We start from the raw sequence: 15,766 nt of genomic DNA, 5'->3' as shown, positions 1-15,766 counted from the left end.
TATCAAGACCCACACGCCATGCCAAGGGGAAAGGGGTGGGAATGGCCCGACAGTCAGCGCCAAACTCCGATGTCATCCCGGCGAAGGCCGGGATCCATGTCGCGATATCTCAACATGGACCCCGGCCTTCGCCGGGGTGACGCCGGTGATGGGGTGTATTGAGGACTAGTTGTCAGGCTTGCGCCGTTAGCCCACAACCTTCTCGCCCCCGCGATAGATGTAGGTCGGCGCCTTGAAGGTCACGAGCTCTTCGGCCGCGCTTGGATGCAGCGCAATGGTGCGATCGAAATCGGCCTTGGTGGCACCCATGCCCACGGCAATGCCGACAAGCTGGATCATTTCGGCAGCACCCGGCCCAAGAATGTGGACGCCCAGCACCCTGCCCTCATCCTTCTCGGTGATGAGCTTCAAAACCATGCGCTCGGTGCGTGTCGAGAGCGTGTTCTGCATTGGCCGGAATTTTGCGACATAGACGTCGATGTCGCCATGGGTGACGGCTTCCGCCTCGGTAAGGCCGATGACGCCGATTTCGGGCTCGGCAAAGACTGCCGTCGGGATCAGCGAGTGATCGACCTTGAGCTTGTTGTTGTTGAACACGGTCTCGGCAAAATACCAGCCCTCGCGGATGGCCACCGGGGTCAGCTGAGCGCGGCCGGTGACGTCGCCCACGGCATAGATGTTGGGCGCGGAGGTCTGCGAATATTCATCAACAAGGATATTGCCGCTGTCGGTCAGCTTGACCCCTGCCGTTTCGAGGCCAAGGCCATCCACATTGGCGCGGCGGCCGGTGGCGAACATGACCGCACCAAAGGGGGCAGAGACGCCGTCACTGAATGTGGCGGTGATGTCGTCACCCGTCTGGGCCAGCGACTTGATTGTGGTCTGGTAGATGAGGCGAATGCCGCGCTCGATGAGCCCGGCCTCGAGGCCACGCCGCATATCCTCGTCAAAACCGCGCAGGATGCAGTCGCCACGATAGATGATCGTGGTGTTGACGCCCAGGCCCGCGAAAATGGTGGCAAATTCCACCGCGATATAGCCACCACCCTCGATGAGGATGGAGTGCGGGAGCGCCGGCAGGTCAAAAGCCTCGTTGGAGGTGATGGCCAGCTCCTTGCCCGGTATATCGGGAATGAACGGATGCGCGCCGGTTGCCACCAACAGATACTTTGCGCTCAGCTCGCGGCCATCGCCGACAAGGCGCACGCCGTTGGGTCCGGTGACCACGGCCCGGTCGCGAATGATCTCGACGCCCGGCTTTTCGAGATTGCTCGTGTAGGCGTGTTCGAGCCGGGTGATTTCCTTTTCCTTGGCGGCGACCAGCGTCGGCCAGTCAAAACTGGCATCGACCTGCCAGCCGAAGCTTCCGGCGATGTCGAACTGGTCCTTGAAGCGCGCGGCATAGACATAGAGCTTCTTGGGCACGCAGCCGCGGATAACGCAGGTGCCGCCGACCCGGAATTCTTCGACAATGGCAACCCTGGCACCATAGGTCGCTGCCATGCGCGCGGCACGGACGCCGCCGGAACCAGCACCAATGACGATCAGGTCGTAGTCGAAGTCCATTTCATCCCCCAGTCTGGGTGTCGCGTCGCATTCATCGTCTAACGCCGATGAATATATCGGCTTAGCACCAAAAAAAGACCCCGCACAAGGCGGGGTCGGTATTCAGCAGGCCGGAGCGATCAGAGCTCGATACCCTGTTCGCGCAGTTCGGCGCGCACCTTGGCGAAGAACTCGGTGCGCAGGTTGTTGGTATAGACCTGCAGCACGCGCCGGATGTCGGCGTTGAGGTCGGAATTGGCCTGGGCCAGCTTCTGGCCGGTGGGCGATTCATAGAATGCCACGATCTCGGCCAGCTCTTCGAGCGAGAAATAGATGGCATAGACGCGGGCAAACTGGTCGAGCAGCTCACCCTTGCGGCCATTGTAATCCTTCATGACCTCGCCAATGGCGGTATTGGTCTGCTCCTGGATTTCAGGGTTCTGGGTCACGATCTGGCGCATGGTGTCGATGCCCAGCTCGACCACAGTGGTCTCGAAGATCGCGCCACGGTCGGTGAGGTCGATATACTTGCGCGCCATGGCCAACTGCTCGGGCGCAACTTCTTGCGCGGCAGCAGGAGCAACGGCCACCATGGCCGCAAGCGCTGCAAAGCCAAGGCTGCGCGCGAAGTTACGAATATTCCAGTTAGCCATCTTGTCCCGTTCCAACGTGATCAGTTGCCCTTGAGAAGTGTTTCTACGCCATTTGGCGTCGCCACATAAGCCTTGCGGCACATTTTGAGGAACAGTCCATGCTGGACCACGCCCGGAATGTCCAGAAGCTCGTTTGACAGCGCTTCTGGCCGCGAAATGCGGCCAAAAAAAGCATCGAGAATGAGATGTCCACCGTCCGTCTGAAACGCCTCGCCGGCGGCGGTCTCGCGCAGTTTGAGCTCGCCCTCGGCGCCATAACGCGCCATGATGCCGGCAAGCGCCCGGCGGGTCGCACCCAGGCCAAACCGATTGACCTCGATCGGCAAGGGAAAACGGCCAAGCGTTTCAACGAGTTTGGAGCCGTCGGCGATGACGATCATCGCATCGGAGGCGGCTGCCACGATCTTCTCGCGCAGCAGCGCGCCGCCGCCACCCTTGATCAGATTGAGCGCAGCATCGAGCTCGTCAGCGCCATCGACGGTGACATCAAGCCGGTCCAGTGTATCGAGATCCGACAGCGGGATGCCGCATTCGCGCGCCTGCTGCGCGGTCACCTCGGAGGTCGGGACGCCGACAATGTCGAGGCCCGCGCGAACCTTCTCACCTAGGAGGTCGACGAAGTGACGGGCGGTCGACCCCGTGCCCAGGCCCACTTTCATGCCCGAGGTAATCTCGGCAACGGCCCTTGCGGCCGCTTCGCGTTTGAGCGCCTCGCTCATGGCAAATGCTCCTGTTCCTGCTTGCGGGGGTTTGCAGGCCCGGGAGGCCGCTGTCAAGCCGACCGGAAGGCTGCGATCACGCTTTGGTGAGTAGCAAGTGTAACCGGCTAGCAACACAATAAGGCGATGATACCGCACATGAGGCGGAAAAATGGCGGAACTCTTCCTGCATTGCCGCATTCACAGTAATTAGCGCAGCGTCGCGGGCACGAATCATGCCAGCGCTTTCAGAGGCCAAGTAACAGCATGAGCATCATCAGAACTGCAGTAGCGATCGCCATGTCGATCCTGCTCACGGCAAGCATTGTTGCGCCGGCGAGCGCAGCGATCTGGTACAATCCGGATACGAACACATTCGAAGAGCGTGCGTCCGCAATGAATCGCGGCGGCAGCCCGATCAAGAAGCAGGTTGTCGACTACGAGACCAACCAGCGTCCCGGCACCATCATCATCGAGACCGGCGAGCGTCGCCTTTATCTTGTGCTCGAAGGCGGCAAGGCCATGAAGTATGGTATCGGCGTCGGCCGTGACGGCTTCACCTGGGCCGGTACGCACCGCATCACCCGCAAGGCCGAGTGGCCCGGCTGGACCCCGCCCCCGGCCATGCGCAAGCGCGTCCCCGACCTGCCGGCCTACATGCCCGGCGGCCCGGACAATCCGCTTGGTGCCCGCGCCCTCTATATCGGCTCGACCCTTTACCGCGTGCACGGCACGTCGGAACCGTGGTCCATCGGCCAGGCCGTCTCCTCGGGCTGCATCCGCCTCACCAATGACGACATCACCGACCTCTACGAACGCGTCCAGGTCGGCGCCCGCATCATCGTCAATCACTAAGACTTTCGCCTTTCAGGTGAAGCTGGCCTGCAAACGGCCAGTTTCTCCGCTTCCGGTCCTCACGTACGAATGTACGCTCCGGTCCGGTTCTCGAAACCAGCCATTTTCGGCTCAGCTTGACCTGACAGGCTAGGTCTTAGCGCGAATACGGGTCGCCATGTGGTGGCCCTTTTTTGTTTTCGCGGTCTTTGAAAAGACCCACGGTAGGCTGTAAGTTCACGATATGGACGTTCAAGCCTCCCCTCCGCGCCCCCTGATCGACGGCTTTGGCCGGCGCATCTCCTATCTGCGCATCTCGGTGACTGACCGCTGCGACTTCCGCTGCGTCTATTGTATGGCCGAGGACATGACCTTCCTTCCCAAGAAGGATGTGCTGAGCTTCGAGGAAGTGGAGGCCATTGCAGGCGCCTTCATCGCGCGGGGAACGACCAAGATCCGCCTGACGGGCGGCGAACCGCTGGTGCGCCGGGACATCATGAGCCTGGTCGATAATCTCGGCGCCCGGATCGGCAACGGGTTGGAGGAGCTGACCCTCACCACCAATGGCAGCCAGCTCGGCAAGCATGCCGAGGGCCTCTATGCAGCCGGCGTGCGGCGGATCAACGTGTCGCTCGACACGCTTGACGCGGCCCGCTTTGCCACGATCACACGCCGTGGCCGGCTGGGCGATGTGCTCGGCGGCATTGCAGCGGCGCAGGCGGCGGGCCTTGCCATCAAGATCAACATGGTGGCGATGCGTGGTGTCAATGACGACGAAATCGAGCCAATGATGGACTGGGCCCACGCCCAGGGCATGGGCCTGACCCTGATCGAGGGCATGCCCCTGGGCGAAGTCGGCATCGACCGGGTCGACAGCTACCTGCCGCTGCGCGAGCTGCACGACAAGCTCGCCCGGCGCTACACGTTCACCAAGCTCGACAAGCGCACCGGCGGGCCGGCGCGTTATGTGCATGTCGCCGAGACCGGCGGCACGCTGGGCTTCATCACGCCGATGAGCCACAATTTCTGCGAGAGCTGCAATCGCGTGCGCCTGACGGCCACTGGGCAGCTCTTCCTGTGCCTGGGGCAGGACGACCAGGTGAACCTGCGCGACGCCTGGCGGAACGGCGGCGCCGAGGGGCTGGATGCGGCGCTCGACCACGCCATGATGATCAAGCCCAAGGGCCACGACTTCGTGCTCGACCGGACGCGGGAGACGCCCGCCGTCGCCCGGCACATGAGCGTGACGGGTGGTTAAGCCACAGGTCGAGACCCCGGCGCTGCTGGCGCAGTTGCGCATGACCTATCCCGACATTGCGGCGCTCCATCCCATCAGCGAGGGCGAGGAGTCGCGAGCCTTTGCCTTTGAAGCATCGGGGTCACCTTATGTACTACGGGTCAATCCTTCCCGAGCGGGCTTCGATAAGGACAGGATTGCGTTCGAGCACTTCGGCAGCCCGGCCTTGCCGATACCGGAGGTCACGCTGGTCGGGGCGCATGGTCCGTATATTTGGCTCTGCGTGTCCCGGCGCGTCGCAGGCACCACCCTGCAAGACTTGCCGGAAGGCGGCGCGTTCGCCTATGGCGCCGCCGTGGGTCGTGTCCTCGATGCAATGGCGAAGTTGCCCCCCGGCCACGATACGGGCCTCATCAATGATGAGAGCTGGCCGACCTTTCTGGCGAAGATCGCCGATCTCGACTGGACCGTGCTCGACCGCGGATCACGCGAGTTCGTTGCGAGGGTCGCTTGGTCCATCGCAGACATGGCCGCCGGCCTGCCGGACCATCGCCAGCTCGTACATGGGGACTTCGGTTCGAACAACGTGATCGTAGCCGACGGCATGGTCACCGGCGTGATCGACTGGTCCGAAGCCATGATCGGGGACCCCGACTATGACGTGGCCAACATCATCTTCTGGCGCCCCTGGCTCGACTGCATGGAGCAGCAATGCCGGCACTTCGAGCAGCACGAGCCCTGGCGACTGGCTGACGCCGAAAAACTTGGCTGCTACCAGCTGCGTATCGGACTTGCCGTGTTGCACGATGCTATCAGGGACGGTGACGAGCACATGATCAACGGGGCGCTTGCCCGCTGCAGGACGATTGCCGGGCAGGGCTAGCGTCCGTCTGCCCGTTCCACCAGCTCGACCAGTATGCCGTCGGGATCGCGGACGAAGGCAACGCGGCGGATCATTTCGCGATGATAGGCATTGCGCGGGCGCTCGACGATTTCCACGCCGGCCGCATCGAGCGTTTCGATCATCCCATCCAAGTCGTCATAGGCAAAAGTGACATGCCGCATGCCGGCTTCGGTCGTGGGGACGTCGCGGAAACGCCCCTCTGGCGCGGGGATCGGGGCCGCCACTTCAAGCATGCCCCCGCCCGCATCGAAGAAAGCCAGCTCGCCACCGGCCGACGACTTGCGCAAGGCGAGCCGCAGTCCAAGCAGGCCGCAATAGAAGCCGACGGCGCGATCCATATCGCTTACCGTCATGCCGACATGTTCGAAGCCAAGCAGCATAAGAGAGCCCTCCCCGGCCTCCACATGCCCCTATTTGTCGTCGTCGACCACGATCGCGAAGTCGAGCGGCAGGGCCGTCGTGTACTTTATCTGCCCCATGGCAAAGGCGGAGCTGACATCGGTCAGATTGATCTTGCCGATCAGGCGCTTGTAGAAGGCATCATAGGCGCCGATGTCGGGCACGACCACACGCATCAGGTAGTCGACGTCACCGCTCATGCGGTAGAATTCCACCACTTCGGGAAACTCGTCCACCACTCCGGCAAACTTGCGCATCCAGGCGTCATTGTGTTCGTTGGTCTTGACCGAGACGAACACGGTGACGCCGACATTGACCTTGGCCGGATCGAGCACAGCGACGCGGCGCTGGATCACCCCATCCTCTTCCATCTTCTGGATACGACGCCAGCACGGCGTGGTCGAAAGCCCGACCTTGCGACCGATTTCGGCCACCGGCATGGTCGCATCCTTCTGCAGAAGCGTGAGAATTTTACGGTCGATCTTGTCCAGCGCCATTCCGGCCCCTTGAAATCAGTTTTCAACTGGGGCGCATTTTTTCGCGCCCGGCGGCACAATGAGTGCCATATCGCCGGAAGATGCGCAATAATATTGCTCACGGAATTTTGTGTCGCACGGCAACGATCCCTTAACCCTGTCCGTGGCCACTAGCGGTTCTGTCGACGGGCTTGGGTGGCAGCAGCCGAGGCGTCATTTCACCAGCTGTTAACCACGGCCGCCTTAGGGTCGCTCAGATAGTCGCGGGCGCGTTTTTGCTCGCATCCTTGTGTAATGAGTAAGACTTTCATGCCGGTTCCCGATGCCGATACCCGTCCAGGGCGTGACGGCAAGCGAGCAGCACAGAAGACGGTGCTTGAAGCGCGCCAGCGGCTGACTTCCAGCTCGGGCACGCGTGCTGATTTCGATTTCGAGCTCCTGCACGACTATGCCGACAGTCGCATCGGCGCGGCTGTGCCGATGGCCGCCATCGTCTGCATCCTGGCCTTCGTTGCGAGCCTCTGGGTTCCCCTGACAGTGGCTGCGCTCTGGGCAGGCCTCGTCATTGCCAGCCTCTTGATCGTCGTCATGACGGCCCGGCAATTCAAGTCCGCCGATCCGGCCAAGTTCAATGCCGCCCGCTGGACCACGCGTTTCGTCGCGGCCGAGAGTATTGGCGGCCTGGCGCTGTCGCTGCTGGCGCTGTTCACCCTGGTGACCGACCCCGAGGCGCTTGCCCCTGTCATGTTCGCCATGGTGCTCGTTACCATCGCCTCGAACGCGGTCGCCACCCATACCCTGCCCCCGGCCACGCTGATGAGCACGCTGCCTGTGACCACCACGGTGTCGATCGCGCTGGTGGCGCTGGGCGGCACGCTCAATTACACGCTGGCGGCCGTCGCCATCTGTGGCGAAATCTTCTTCCTGTTCCTCGCCCGGCAGCTGCATGCCTCCGAGCTCGAGACCATCTCGCACCAGGCCGAGAAGGACACGCTGATTTATGAGCTGGAAGAAGCGCGCAACATGTCGGACGAAGCCCGCCGCCATGCCGAGCAGGCTAATATCGCCAAGAGCCAGTTCCTCGCCACGATGAGCCACGAGCTGCGCACGCCGCTCAATGCCATTATCGGTTTTTCCGAAGTGCTGAAGTCGGAACTGCTGGGCCCGCATCAGGTGCCCCAGTACAAGGAATATGCCGGCGACATCCATTCGAGCGGTCAGCATCTGCTCAATCTCATCAATGAACTGCTCGATTTGAGCCGCATCGAGGCGGGCAAGTATGAGTTGAACGAAGAGGCCGTGTCGCTTGTCGACATCGCCGCCGATTGCCGCCGCATGATGGAACTGCGCGCAAAATCCAAGGGCATCGACCTCGTCTACAGCGTCGGCGACAACCTGCCCAAGCTGTGGGGCGACGAGCGCGCCATCCGCCAGGTGGTGCTGAACCTCTTGAGCAATGCCATCAAGTTCACGCCCCAGCAGGGCAAGGTCATCCTGGTCGTGCAGCGCAGCGCCGATGGCGGGCAGCTGATTTCGGTCAAGGACAACGGCCCCGGCATTCCCGAAAACGAGATCGAGACCGTGCTCTCCTCGTTCGGCCAGGGCTCGTTGGCGCAGAAGACCGCCGAACAGGGAGCGGGCCTCGGACTGCCCATCGTCCAGAAGATCATGGACCTGCATCAGGGCCGGTTCGACCTGTTCTCCAAGCTGCGCTTCGGCACCGAAGTCATCGCCACCTTCCCGCGCGCCCGCGTCATGGACGCATTGGCGCCGGTGGTGGAGCGGCGTAACCGGCTGGAAATCTACTCGGAAGCCGGCTGATCCTTTGTCTCGACGGCGCGCCGAAATTTGGCCGCTTTCTCCATCACCATCGGGGGTCTGGAGTGCCAATGCCAAACAAGACCTTTCTCGCCGCGCTTTTCCTGCTGACCTCGGCGCTCGGGGCCAGCGCGCAGCAGGCCCCTGTAACGACAGGACCGACGACACCCACTGCACCTCCCACCGCAGCGCAGGAAAATTTCGACACCGGCTATCGGCCTTCGCCTTCGGTATCGGCGCGGCTGCAGCGCGAGTTCCTCGACCGCATCCGCTGGTCGGCCGGAGCCAAGGCACGCGACGATCTGGCGGCCGCCTTCGCCGAACGCTCGCCGGTCGAAATCTGGCTCGAACTGGTAAAGGACGACGGGCTCGCAGCCAATAATGTGGCCGACGCGCTGACATCCTACTGGATTCTCAACTGGGTGGCGGCCAATGGCGCCTATACGGCCGAGATCGACTCGGCCCCGGTTCAGAGACAGCTCCGCGCCGCCTTTGCCAATGAGCCGAGTTTTCTCAAGCTCTCCGACACGCAGCGCCAGCAAATGGCCGAGGGCTATATCCTCGACTTCCTGGTCGAGCACGCCGCCCTCAATGCCGCCGTGGCTCAGCGCGATGTCGATACGCTGAACAAGCTGGCCGCCTCCTCCATCCTGCGCTTCCGCCAGAACATGAAGGTGGACCTGCTTTCGGTGCTGCCGGGACCGGACGGCTTTGCCGGCCGCCCCGCCGCTCCCCCGCCGCCACCCTCGCCGGGCCCGGTCTCCGCGCCGACCGGGGACAGTGGCGAGGCGGCCGAGTCGGACTAGGCCGACTTGCCGCTGACCGCGGCGCTCTCGAAGGTCGCCATATTGTTGTGCAGGTGCAGCGCGGTCTTGGCCATGACAGCGGCCAGCGCAGCACCGCTTCCCTCGCCCAGGCGCATGCCCAGGTCGAGCAGGCCGACCTGCCCCATCTTTTCCAGCGCCTTGGCATGGGCCGTCTCGGCCGAGACGTGGCCGAACAAGCAGTGATTGATGGACGCCGGATTGATGGCGTGGGCAATGGCCGCCGCGGTCGTGGCTACATAGCCATCGATGATGACGGGCACCTTCTGATGGCGGGCCGCCACCAGGGCGCCGAGCATGGCGCAGATTTCTCGGCCGCCGAGGCGGGCGAGAATGGCAAGCGGATGGTCCAGCTGACCCGCATGCAGCGCCAGTGCGCGATCGACGGCATCGGCCTTGCGGGCGAGGCCTGCATCATCGACACCCGTGCCGCGACCAACCCAGTCGGCGCCAGTGCCACCATAGAGCGCGGCATTGATGGCCGCCGCAATGGTGGTGTTGCCGATGCCCATTTCCCCCAGGCAGATCAGGTCCGGCTTTCCGGCCACCGCTTCCATGCCATAGGCAATGGTGGCGGCGCACATCTGGTCGTCGAGCGCCGGCTCTTTGGTGATGTCGCCGGTGGGCAATTCGAGCGCCAGTTCGAAGACGCGCAGGTTGAGCTCATGCAGCGCGCAGATCTGCGAGATGGCAGCGCCGCCATTGGTGAAGTTCGCCACCATCTGCGCGGTCACTTCGCGCGGAAAACTCGACACGCCCTGATCGGTCACACCATGGTTGCCGGCAAAAATCGTCACCATCGGGTTGGCGAGGCGCGGCTTTGACCGGTGCTGCCAGCGAGCAAGGAACTCGACCAGTTCCTCGAGCTTGCCGAGCGAGCCCGGCGGCTTGGTCAATTGCGCATCGCGCTGGCGCACGGCCGCGACGGCGGCCTCGTCCCCATCCGGCACGGCAACCAGAAGTTCGACAATATCGGCATAGGCGGGGTTCAGGGCGGGCATGGCAAATCCGGCATGCTATGGTAGGGAGGGCGCGACCTTGTTGCCCATTACGGAGCGAAAAGCAATTGACGGACAGGGCCGAGCCAGACCAGCCGCACGCCGCGATCGATGCCGGTAGCCGCGACGCCTATCGGCCCGATCCGCCGCGTTCCGGCCTTGGCCTCGGAGCCGATCTGGTGATGGCGCTGCGCTTCTTCTCGCGCCTGCCAACCGGCGACACCCCGCATGAACTACCCGACCTCGGCCGCATCGCCCTGGCCCTGCCCTTTGCCTCCGTGGTCATGGGCGTCCTGCCCATGCTGCTGCTGGGCGGTGTGTGGCTGGGCCTGCCGGCCTATTTCGCGGCCGCCCTCGCGGTGGGTGCCATGGTGCTTGTGGGGGGCGGCATGATGGAGGATTCCCTCGCCGACGCCGCCGACGGCCTGTTCGGCGGCGCGACGCGGGAGCGACGGCTCGAAATCCTGAAGGATAGCCGCCACGGCACCTATGGCGTGGCCGCCCTCTGCCTCTTCCTCGTGCTGCGAATCACGGCCCTTGGCAGCGTCGCCATGATCAATCCCATAGCCGCCGCAGGCCTGTGGCTGGCGGCCAATATTGCCGGGCGCTCGGGAGCGCTCTGGGTTGCAGTCGCCCTGCCCGCGGCGCGCGCCGATGGCGCTTCGGCCAGCGCCGGAAGCCTGCCGGTCTCGCGGTTTGCCATCGGCGGCGTCTTCGCGGCGCTGCTGGTTTTCGTGCTGGGCGCACCGGCATCGAGCCTTTTGGGTGTCGTCCTCGCGCTGGTGGCAGTCGCCCTCGTGGCGCTGGGCTGGACGGCGCTCTGCCGGCGCCTGGTCGGGGGACAGACCGGCGACCTTATCGGCGCGGCCGCCGGTCTGGGCGAGATTGCGGCGCTCGCCATCCTGTTCATCTTTATCTGAGCGCCTTGAAATCGCCGCCGCAACTTCCTTAATCGAAGGCATGAGGCGCATGGGACACGAAACAGCATGATCTTTATCGGCATTGCCCTGGTTGTTGCGGCAGGCATCGTCTTGCTGATCAGCGCCGATGCAGGGAGCCTGGTCGGTCTCAGCCAGATGCAGACGGCGCAGCTGGTCCCGCTCGTCATTCTCCTCATCATCTTTGCCGGCGGCCTGTTTGCCCGGCGCTACAGGGCGTCGGAGCTGGTGGGAGGGCTTGTGCTGTGGGCCGGCATCTTCGGGGTGGCCATGGCCACTTATGCCTATCGTGATGAACTGATGGGCGTGGCTGGACGCATTGCGGGCGAGTTGCAGCCGGGCATGGCCATTGTCGATGCCGAAGCCGGCACGGCCACCTTCCGACGCGGCGCGGGCGGGCATTTCGAGGTAAACGCGACCATCAACGGCCATACGACACCGATGATTTTCGATACGGGGGCCAGCGCCGTTGTCCTGACCATCGCCGATGCCCGTGAGGCGGGGGTCAATATCGAGGGCCTGCGCTACACGGTGCCGGTATCGACGGCCAATGGCCAGGGCATGGCGGCCCGCATCCGGCTCGACAGTATCGAGGTGGGAGGAATCACCAGACGCGATCTCACCGCCTTCGTGACCGAAGCGGGGGCACTCGAGACCAGCCTTCTGGGCATGACCTTCCTGGAGACGCTGACGCGGTATTCAGTCACCGCCAATTCTCTGGAGCTGGTGGACTAGGCCGAGGCCGACACACCCCCCGTGCCGCCCTCGGGCTTGACCCGAGGGCCGCTCTCCACAGGCAATACTTCATCATCGGGGCTCCCCTGCTGGCCCTCGGGTCAAGCCCGAGGGCGGAACCGAGTGGTGGGGATTCTTGAGTGTTGAAGGCTAGACCGCTTCGGCGAGCGCCCGCTCTTCCACCACCGCCAGAGCGCGCATGAACACTTCCGGCCCGGCATCGGGGCGGCAGGCGTCGACGCTCATGATCTGGCGGAACTGGCGGGCGCCGGGGCGGCCGTTGCAGAGGCCGAGCATGTGGCGCGCGATGTTGTTGAGGCGCGTGCCGCGCGATCGCTGGGCCTCGGCATAGTCAGCCATGTCAGCCATGATGGCGGCGAGGCCTGGCACCGGGTGGTCGTCACCGAAGATACGGGCGTCGACTTCGGCCAGCAGCATGGGATTGTGATAGGCGGCGCGGCCCAGCATCACCCCATCCATGTGCTCAAGGTGAGCGTCGACCTGCTCGAAGGTTTCAATGCCGCCATTGATCATGGTGGGCAGCGGCGAGAGGCGCCTGGCCAGCCGATGCACGCGCGGATAGTCGAGCGGCGGAATGGTACGGTTTTCCTTGGGGGAGAGTCCCTGCAGCCACGCCTTGCGCGCGTGCACATAGAGGGCATCGACACCGGCCGCGACCATGGCATCGGCAAAACGATCGAGGCTTTCCTCGGTATCCTGATCATCTATGCCGATGCGGCACTTGACCGTCACCGGACGGTCGGTGGCATCTCGCATGGCGCGGACGCAGTCGGCAACCAGGTCCGGCTCGGCCATGAGGCAGGCCCCGAAGCGACCCGACTGCACCCGGTCGGAGGGGCAGCCGACATTGAGGTTGTATTCGGCATAGCCATAGGGCTCGGCAATGCGGATGGCGCTGGCGAGATCAGCCGGATCGGACCCGCCAAGTTGCAGGGCCACGAGGCCTTCGTGCTGGCCAAAAGCCAGGTGGCGCTCGGCGTCGCCATGCACGATGGCGCCAGTGGTGATCATTTCGGTGAACAGCAGCGCATTGCGCGTCAGCAGGCGATGCAGCGTCCGGCAATGCCGATCCGTCCAGTCGATCATGGGCGCCACCGAGAAACGGCGGGCGCGCTCGATCGTCACGGGAAAGGCACTTGCATCGGTCACGGCGGTATTGCTCCGGGGGTCATAGCCAGCGCCTGGTGGACGCCGTGTAGGTGAGATAGTCCTGCCCGAAGGCGCGCTCAAGGCGGCGTTCCTCTACCGGAATGACCAGCCGGTCAAGGGCCAGCCACAGAAGTGGTATGAACAGCAGGCCCCAATCGAGGCTGAAAGCGAGCATGATGCCCGCCACGACCAGCAGTATTCCCAGATAGAACGGATTGCGCGAGCGGCGGAAGATGCCCGACGTCACAAGTGCGCTAGCGGCGCCATTGGGCCGGGTGGAAGCCCCCGCTTGCGTCAGTGTCCGGGCCGCGGCAATTTCAAGCGCGAAGCCCAGAGCCGCAAGGGCAAGGCCGGGCAAGGTCAGAGGCCCAATGGGCGCTGCATCGGGCAGCAAGGCGAGCGGCAACAGCAATTCGCCTGCCACCGCGCCCAGCATTGCCAGGGCAACATAGGCGTCGGGCGAAAGGGCCATGGTGTCTGGGCGCTCAGGATCGAAAGCCATTTCCAAACCTGGAGCCAGCGGACGAAAGATGCAAGCTGGCTGATCTGGATCAAAGCGCTGGGCCGCGCGTTGTTCCAGAGTGGGAACCAATTCAAGCGTCAAAGGAGTTCGCCATGTTTTCAAACATCATCTGCGCCATTGATGGCTCTGAACTCAGCACCAAGGCCCTGCGCTATGCCCTTGAGCTCGCCGTCAAGACCGGGAGCCGGATCACGGCCGTGACGGTCACGGAAACGTCGGTGATCCTTGCCCCGGGCTCGGAAATGATGATGGTCGACACGACCTCGCTCATTGCCGATCTCGATGCCGCCAAGGCTGAATCGGCCAAGGGGATTCTTGCCGAGGCAACCGAGATTGCCCAGGCCGCCGGCATTACCATCCGCGGCATGCATGTCACCAACAGTCCTGCCGCCGAGGGCATCCTGCGCGCCGCGACGGAAGTTGGCGCCAATCTCGTCGTGATGGGCTCGCATGGCCGGCGCGGACTGGGCCGGCTCCTCCTCGGCAGCCAGGCCTCGGAAGTCCTGGCCCATGCCGAAGTGCCGGTTCTGGTGGTCAAATAGGCTAACATGTCAGTTCTGGCGCGGTGCCGGAAAATGGGCTAAACGCCCATGATCTTCCAGCACCGAGCCCGACCATGACCCAGACGCCCCGTAAAATCGCCGTCATCGACATCGGCAAGACCAATGCCAAGGTAGTGCTGATCGACGGGGCGACGGGCGACCAGCTTGCCGTGCGCTCGACCACGAACACAGTGCGCCACGACGGTCCCTATCCGCACGCCGATGTCGAGATGCTGTGGTCTTTCATTGCTGCGGCGTTGCGCGACATCCATGCCGAACATGGCGTGGATGGCATTTCCATCACCACTCATGGCGCCACCGGGGCGCTGCTGTCGGACAAGGGCCTCGTGCTGCCCGTGCTCGACTATGAAAGCGATGCGCCCGACGCGGCCGACGAGGCCTATGCCCGCGTGCGCCCACCCTTCGCCGAGACCCTCTCGCCGCGCCTGCCAGTGGGCCTCAACTGGGGCGCCCAGGTTTTCTGGCAGTCGCGCGCCTTCCCGGAGGACTTCGCGCAGGTCACGGCCATTGTCGCCTATGCGCAATACTGGGCCTGGCGCCTGACCGGCGTGCTGGCCGGCGAGGTGACGTCGCTTGGCTGTCACACCGATCTCTGGGCGCCGGACAAGGGTGACTTCTCCAGCCTCGTTGATGCCCAGGACTGGCGCAAGCTGTTCCCGCCGGTGCGGCCGGCGGCCTCGGTGATCGGGACGCTGCTGCCCGCCATTGCCGCCGAAACCGGCCTGCCCGTGACCACGCCGGTTACGACAGGCATTCACGATTCCAACGCGTCGCTGCTGCCGCATCTTGATAGCAAGGACGCACCCTTCACGATCGTTTCGACCGGAACCTGGTCGATCCTGATGACGGTGGGCGGCGATACCGGGGCGCTCGACCAGACACGGGACAGCCTCGCCAATGTCGACGCCTTTGGCCGCCCGGTGCCCACGGCGCGCTTCATGGGCGGGCGCGAATTCGACATGCTGGTGCCCCACATCACCGAGCCGAGTTCGGAAGACATCGCCTTTGTCATCGGGAAGGATGTGCAGGCCCTGCCCAGTTTCGCGCCTGGTGTCGGTCCCTTCGGTAAGCAGAAGGGCCGCTGGACCGTGGCGCCGGAAAGCCTCACTGCCGGCCAGCGCACCGCCGCCGCCTCGCTCTACCTGGCGCTGGTGGCGCGAGCCTGTCTCGACCTTTGCGGCCTCGGTCGCAGCATCACGCTCGAAGGCCCGCTTGCCCGCAATCGGCTGTTCGGCGAGGCATTGGCGGCGCTCACAGGCGTGCCCGTCTATGCCTCGGGCGATGCGACCGGGACCAGTCTCGGCGCCAGCCTGCTGTTTGGCGGCTCTCTTGCCCAAACGGCTGACAGCCATGCATTGTCTCCCCTGCTCGTGCCCGGCTTTGATGCCTATGTAACGCAATGGCGGCAGCGCACTTCTGGCTGACACCAGAATGGCGGTCGCCCGAAAGGA

General features: G+C 63.9%; 17 protein-coding genes. 9 read left to right on the top strand and 8 right to left on the bottom strand.

The features are described 5' to 3' along the window. Positions 1-186: 186 nt before the first annotated feature. The 3 genes from gor to rpiA all read right to left on the bottom strand — a co-directional run bounded on the left by gor (position 187) and on the right by rpiA (position 2,917). Positions 187-1,566 (bottom strand): glutathione-disulfide reductase, encoded by a 1,380-nt coding sequence (gene gor, locus MQW79_RS18755; RefSeq protein WP_476586049.1) that lies wholly within the window; start codon positions 1,564-1,566, stop codon positions 187-189. Between the two features lie 119 nt (positions 1,567-1,685). Beyond that, positions 1,686-2,198 (bottom strand): DUF2059 domain-containing protein, encoded by a 513-nt coding sequence (locus tag MQW79_RS18750; protein WP_476586048.1) that lies wholly within the window; start codon positions 2,196-2,198, stop codon positions 1,686-1,688. A 20-nt stretch (positions 2,199-2,218) separates the two neighbouring features. Next, positions 2,219-2,917: a ribose-5-phosphate isomerase RpiA gene (gene rpiA, locus MQW79_RS18745; RefSeq protein WP_476586047.1), complete on the bottom strand. Its 699-nt coding sequence runs from the start codon at positions 2,915-2,917 to the stop codon at positions 2,219-2,221. A 246-nt stretch (positions 2,918-3,163) separates the two neighbouring features. Between rpiA and MQW79_RS18740 the strand changes: the two genes are divergently transcribed. The 3 genes from MQW79_RS18740 (at position 3,164) to MQW79_RS18730 (ending at position 5,850) form a co-directional block, all read left to right on the top strand. After that, complete coding sequence (locus MQW79_RS18740; protein WP_476586046.1) at positions 3,164-3,751, top strand: L,D-transpeptidase; 588 nt, start codon at positions 3,164-3,166, stop codon at positions 3,749-3,751. Between the two features lie 223 nt (positions 3,752-3,974). Next, positions 3,975-4,988: a GTP 3',8-cyclase MoaA gene (gene moaA, locus MQW79_RS18735; RefSeq protein ID WP_476586045.1), complete on the top strand. Its 1,014-nt coding sequence runs from the start codon at positions 3,975-3,977 to the stop codon at positions 4,986-4,988. After that, the gene (locus MQW79_RS18730) at positions 4,981-5,850 is read left to right on the top strand and encodes an aminoglycoside phosphotransferase family protein (RefSeq protein WP_476586044.1); all 870 of its coding nucleotides are present in this window, start codon (positions 4,981-4,983) and stop codon (positions 5,848-5,850) included. The genes moaA and MQW79_RS18730 overlap by 8 nt, the downstream gene beginning before the upstream one ends. Here the strand turns inward: MQW79_RS18730 and MQW79_RS18725 are convergent. Then, a complete protein-coding gene (locus MQW79_RS18725) occupies positions 5,847-6,251 on the bottom strand; it encodes a VOC family protein (RefSeq protein WP_476586043.1) in 405 nt (134 codons plus the stop codon). The two genes, MQW79_RS18730 and MQW79_RS18725, sit on opposite strands and share 4 nt — an antisense overlap. Before the next feature lie 30 nt (positions 6,252-6,281). Beyond that, positions 6,282-6,761, bottom strand: a complete 480-nt coding sequence (locus MQW79_RS18720) for an Lrp/AsnC family transcriptional regulator (protein ID WP_198876862.1) — start codon at positions 6,759-6,761, stop codon at positions 6,282-6,284. A 279-nt stretch (positions 6,762-7,040) separates the two neighbouring features. Here MQW79_RS18720 and MQW79_RS18715 point away from each other — a divergent pair, with 279 nt between their 5' ends. Further along, positions 7,041-8,567 carry a sensor histidine kinase gene (locus MQW79_RS18715; protein WP_476586042.1) on the top strand — a complete coding sequence of 509 codons (1,527 nt, stop codon included), beginning with the start codon at positions 7,041-7,043 and terminating at the stop codon, positions 8,565-8,567. 68 nt (positions 8,568-8,635) lie between these two features. After that, positions 8,636-9,370 carry a DUF6683 family protein gene (locus MQW79_RS18710; RefSeq protein WP_476586040.1) on the top strand — a complete coding sequence of 245 codons (735 nt, stop codon included), beginning with the start codon at positions 8,636-8,638 and terminating at the stop codon, positions 9,368-9,370. Here MQW79_RS18710 and cobT read toward each other — a convergent pair. Continuing rightward, positions 9,367-10,389, bottom strand: a complete 1,023-nt coding sequence (gene cobT / locus MQW79_RS18705) for a nicotinate-nucleotide--dimethylbenzimidazole phosphoribosyltransferase (protein WP_476586039.1) — start codon at positions 10,387-10,389, stop codon at positions 9,367-9,369. The two genes, MQW79_RS18710 and cobT, sit on opposite strands and share 4 nt — an antisense overlap. 65 nt (positions 10,390-10,454) lie before the next feature. Between cobT and MQW79_RS18700 the strand changes: the two genes are divergently transcribed. After that, positions 10,455-11,306, top strand: a complete 852-nt coding sequence (locus MQW79_RS18700; protein WP_476586038.1) for an adenosylcobinamide-GDP ribazoletransferase — start codon at positions 10,455-10,457, stop codon at positions 11,304-11,306. 66 nt (positions 11,307-11,372) lie between these two features. Then, entirely contained in the window at positions 11,373-12,059 is a 687-nt protein-coding gene (locus tag MQW79_RS18695) for a retropepsin-like aspartic protease family protein (protein WP_476586037.1), read from the top strand. A gap of 150 nt (positions 12,060-12,209) precedes the next feature. Here MQW79_RS18695 and dusA read toward each other — a convergent pair whose 3' ends face one another. After that, entirely contained in the window at positions 12,210-13,229 is a 1,020-nt protein-coding gene (gene dusA, locus MQW79_RS18690) for a tRNA dihydrouridine(20/20a) synthase DusA (protein ID WP_476586036.1), read from the bottom strand. A gap of 19 nt (positions 13,230-13,248) precedes the next feature. Next, the gene (locus MQW79_RS18685) at positions 13,249-13,731 is read right to left on the bottom strand and encodes a methyltransferase family protein (protein WP_476586035.1); all 483 of its coding nucleotides are present in this window, start codon (positions 13,729-13,731) and stop codon (positions 13,249-13,251) included. 113 nt (positions 13,732-13,844) lie between these two features. On the opposite strand from MQW79_RS18685, the gene MQW79_RS18680 reads away from it, so the two are divergent. Together MQW79_RS18680 and MQW79_RS18675 are read left to right on the top strand one after the other, a co-directional pair. After that, positions 13,845-14,294 carry a universal stress protein gene (locus MQW79_RS18680; RefSeq protein ID WP_476586034.1) on the top strand — a complete coding sequence of 150 codons (450 nt, stop codon included), beginning with the start codon at positions 13,845-13,847 and terminating at the stop codon, positions 14,292-14,294. 74 nt (positions 14,295-14,368) lie between these two features. Beyond that, on the top strand, positions 14,369-15,739 hold the full coding sequence (locus MQW79_RS18675; RefSeq protein ID WP_476586032.1) for an FGGY-family carbohydrate kinase: 1,371 nt from the start codon (positions 14,369-14,371) through the stop codon (positions 15,737-15,739). The last annotated feature ends 27 nt before the right edge of the window (positions 15,740-15,766 follow it).

This window comes from Devosia sp. Micro-HW1 (assembly GCF_056341075.1).
This window is presented reverse-complemented; position numbering and strand designations above follow the sequence as displayed.

Excerpts from the sequence above, each read along its gene's own strand:
- MQW79_RS18680 (WP_476586034.1), top strand. The coding sequence starts at position 13,845 with ATGTTTTCAAACATCATCTGCGCCATTGATGGCTCTGAACTCAGCACC.
- MQW79_RS18695 (WP_476586037.1), top strand. The coding sequence starts at position 11,373 with ATGATCTTTATCGGCATTGCCCTGGTTGTTGCGGCAGGCATCGTCTTG.
- gor (WP_476586049.1), bottom strand. The coding sequence starts at position 1,566 with ATGGACTTCGACTACGACCTGATCGTCATTGGTGCTGGTTCCGGCGGC.
- MQW79_RS18740 (WP_476586046.1), top strand. The coding sequence starts at position 3,164 with ATGAGCATCATCAGAACTGCAGTAGCGATCGCCATGTCGATCCTGCTC.
- cobT (WP_476586039.1), bottom strand. The coding sequence starts at position 10,389 with ATGCCCGCCCTGAACCCCGCCTATGCCGATATTGTCGAACTTCTGGTT.
- moaA (WP_476586045.1), top strand. The coding sequence starts at position 3,975 with ATGGACGTTCAAGCCTCCCCTCCGCGCCCCCTGATCGACGGCTTTGGC.
- MQW79_RS18710 (WP_476586040.1), top strand. The coding sequence starts at position 8,636 with ATGCCAAACAAGACCTTTCTCGCCGCGCTTTTCCTGCTGACCTCGGCG.
- MQW79_RS18675 (WP_476586032.1), top strand. The coding sequence starts at position 14,369 with ATGACCCAGACGCCCCGTAAAATCGCCGTCATCGACATCGGCAAGACC.
- MQW79_RS18725 (WP_476586043.1), bottom strand. The coding sequence starts at position 6,251 with ATGCTGCTTGGCTTCGAACATGTCGGCATGACGGTAAGCGATATGGAT.
- MQW79_RS18715 (WP_476586042.1), top strand. The coding sequence starts at position 7,041 with ATGAGTAAGACTTTCATGCCGGTTCCCGATGCCGATACCCGTCCAGGG.
- rpiA (WP_476586047.1), bottom strand. The coding sequence starts at position 2,917 with ATGAGCGAGGCGCTCAAACGCGAAGCGGCCGCAAGGGCCGTTGCCGAG.
- MQW79_RS18685 (WP_476586035.1), bottom strand. The coding sequence starts at position 13,731 with ATGGCTTTCGATCCTGAGCGCCCAGACACCATGGCCCTTTCGCCCGAC.
- MQW79_RS18750 (WP_476586048.1), bottom strand. The coding sequence starts at position 2,198 with ATGGCTAACTGGAATATTCGTAACTTCGCGCGCAGCCTTGGCTTTGCA.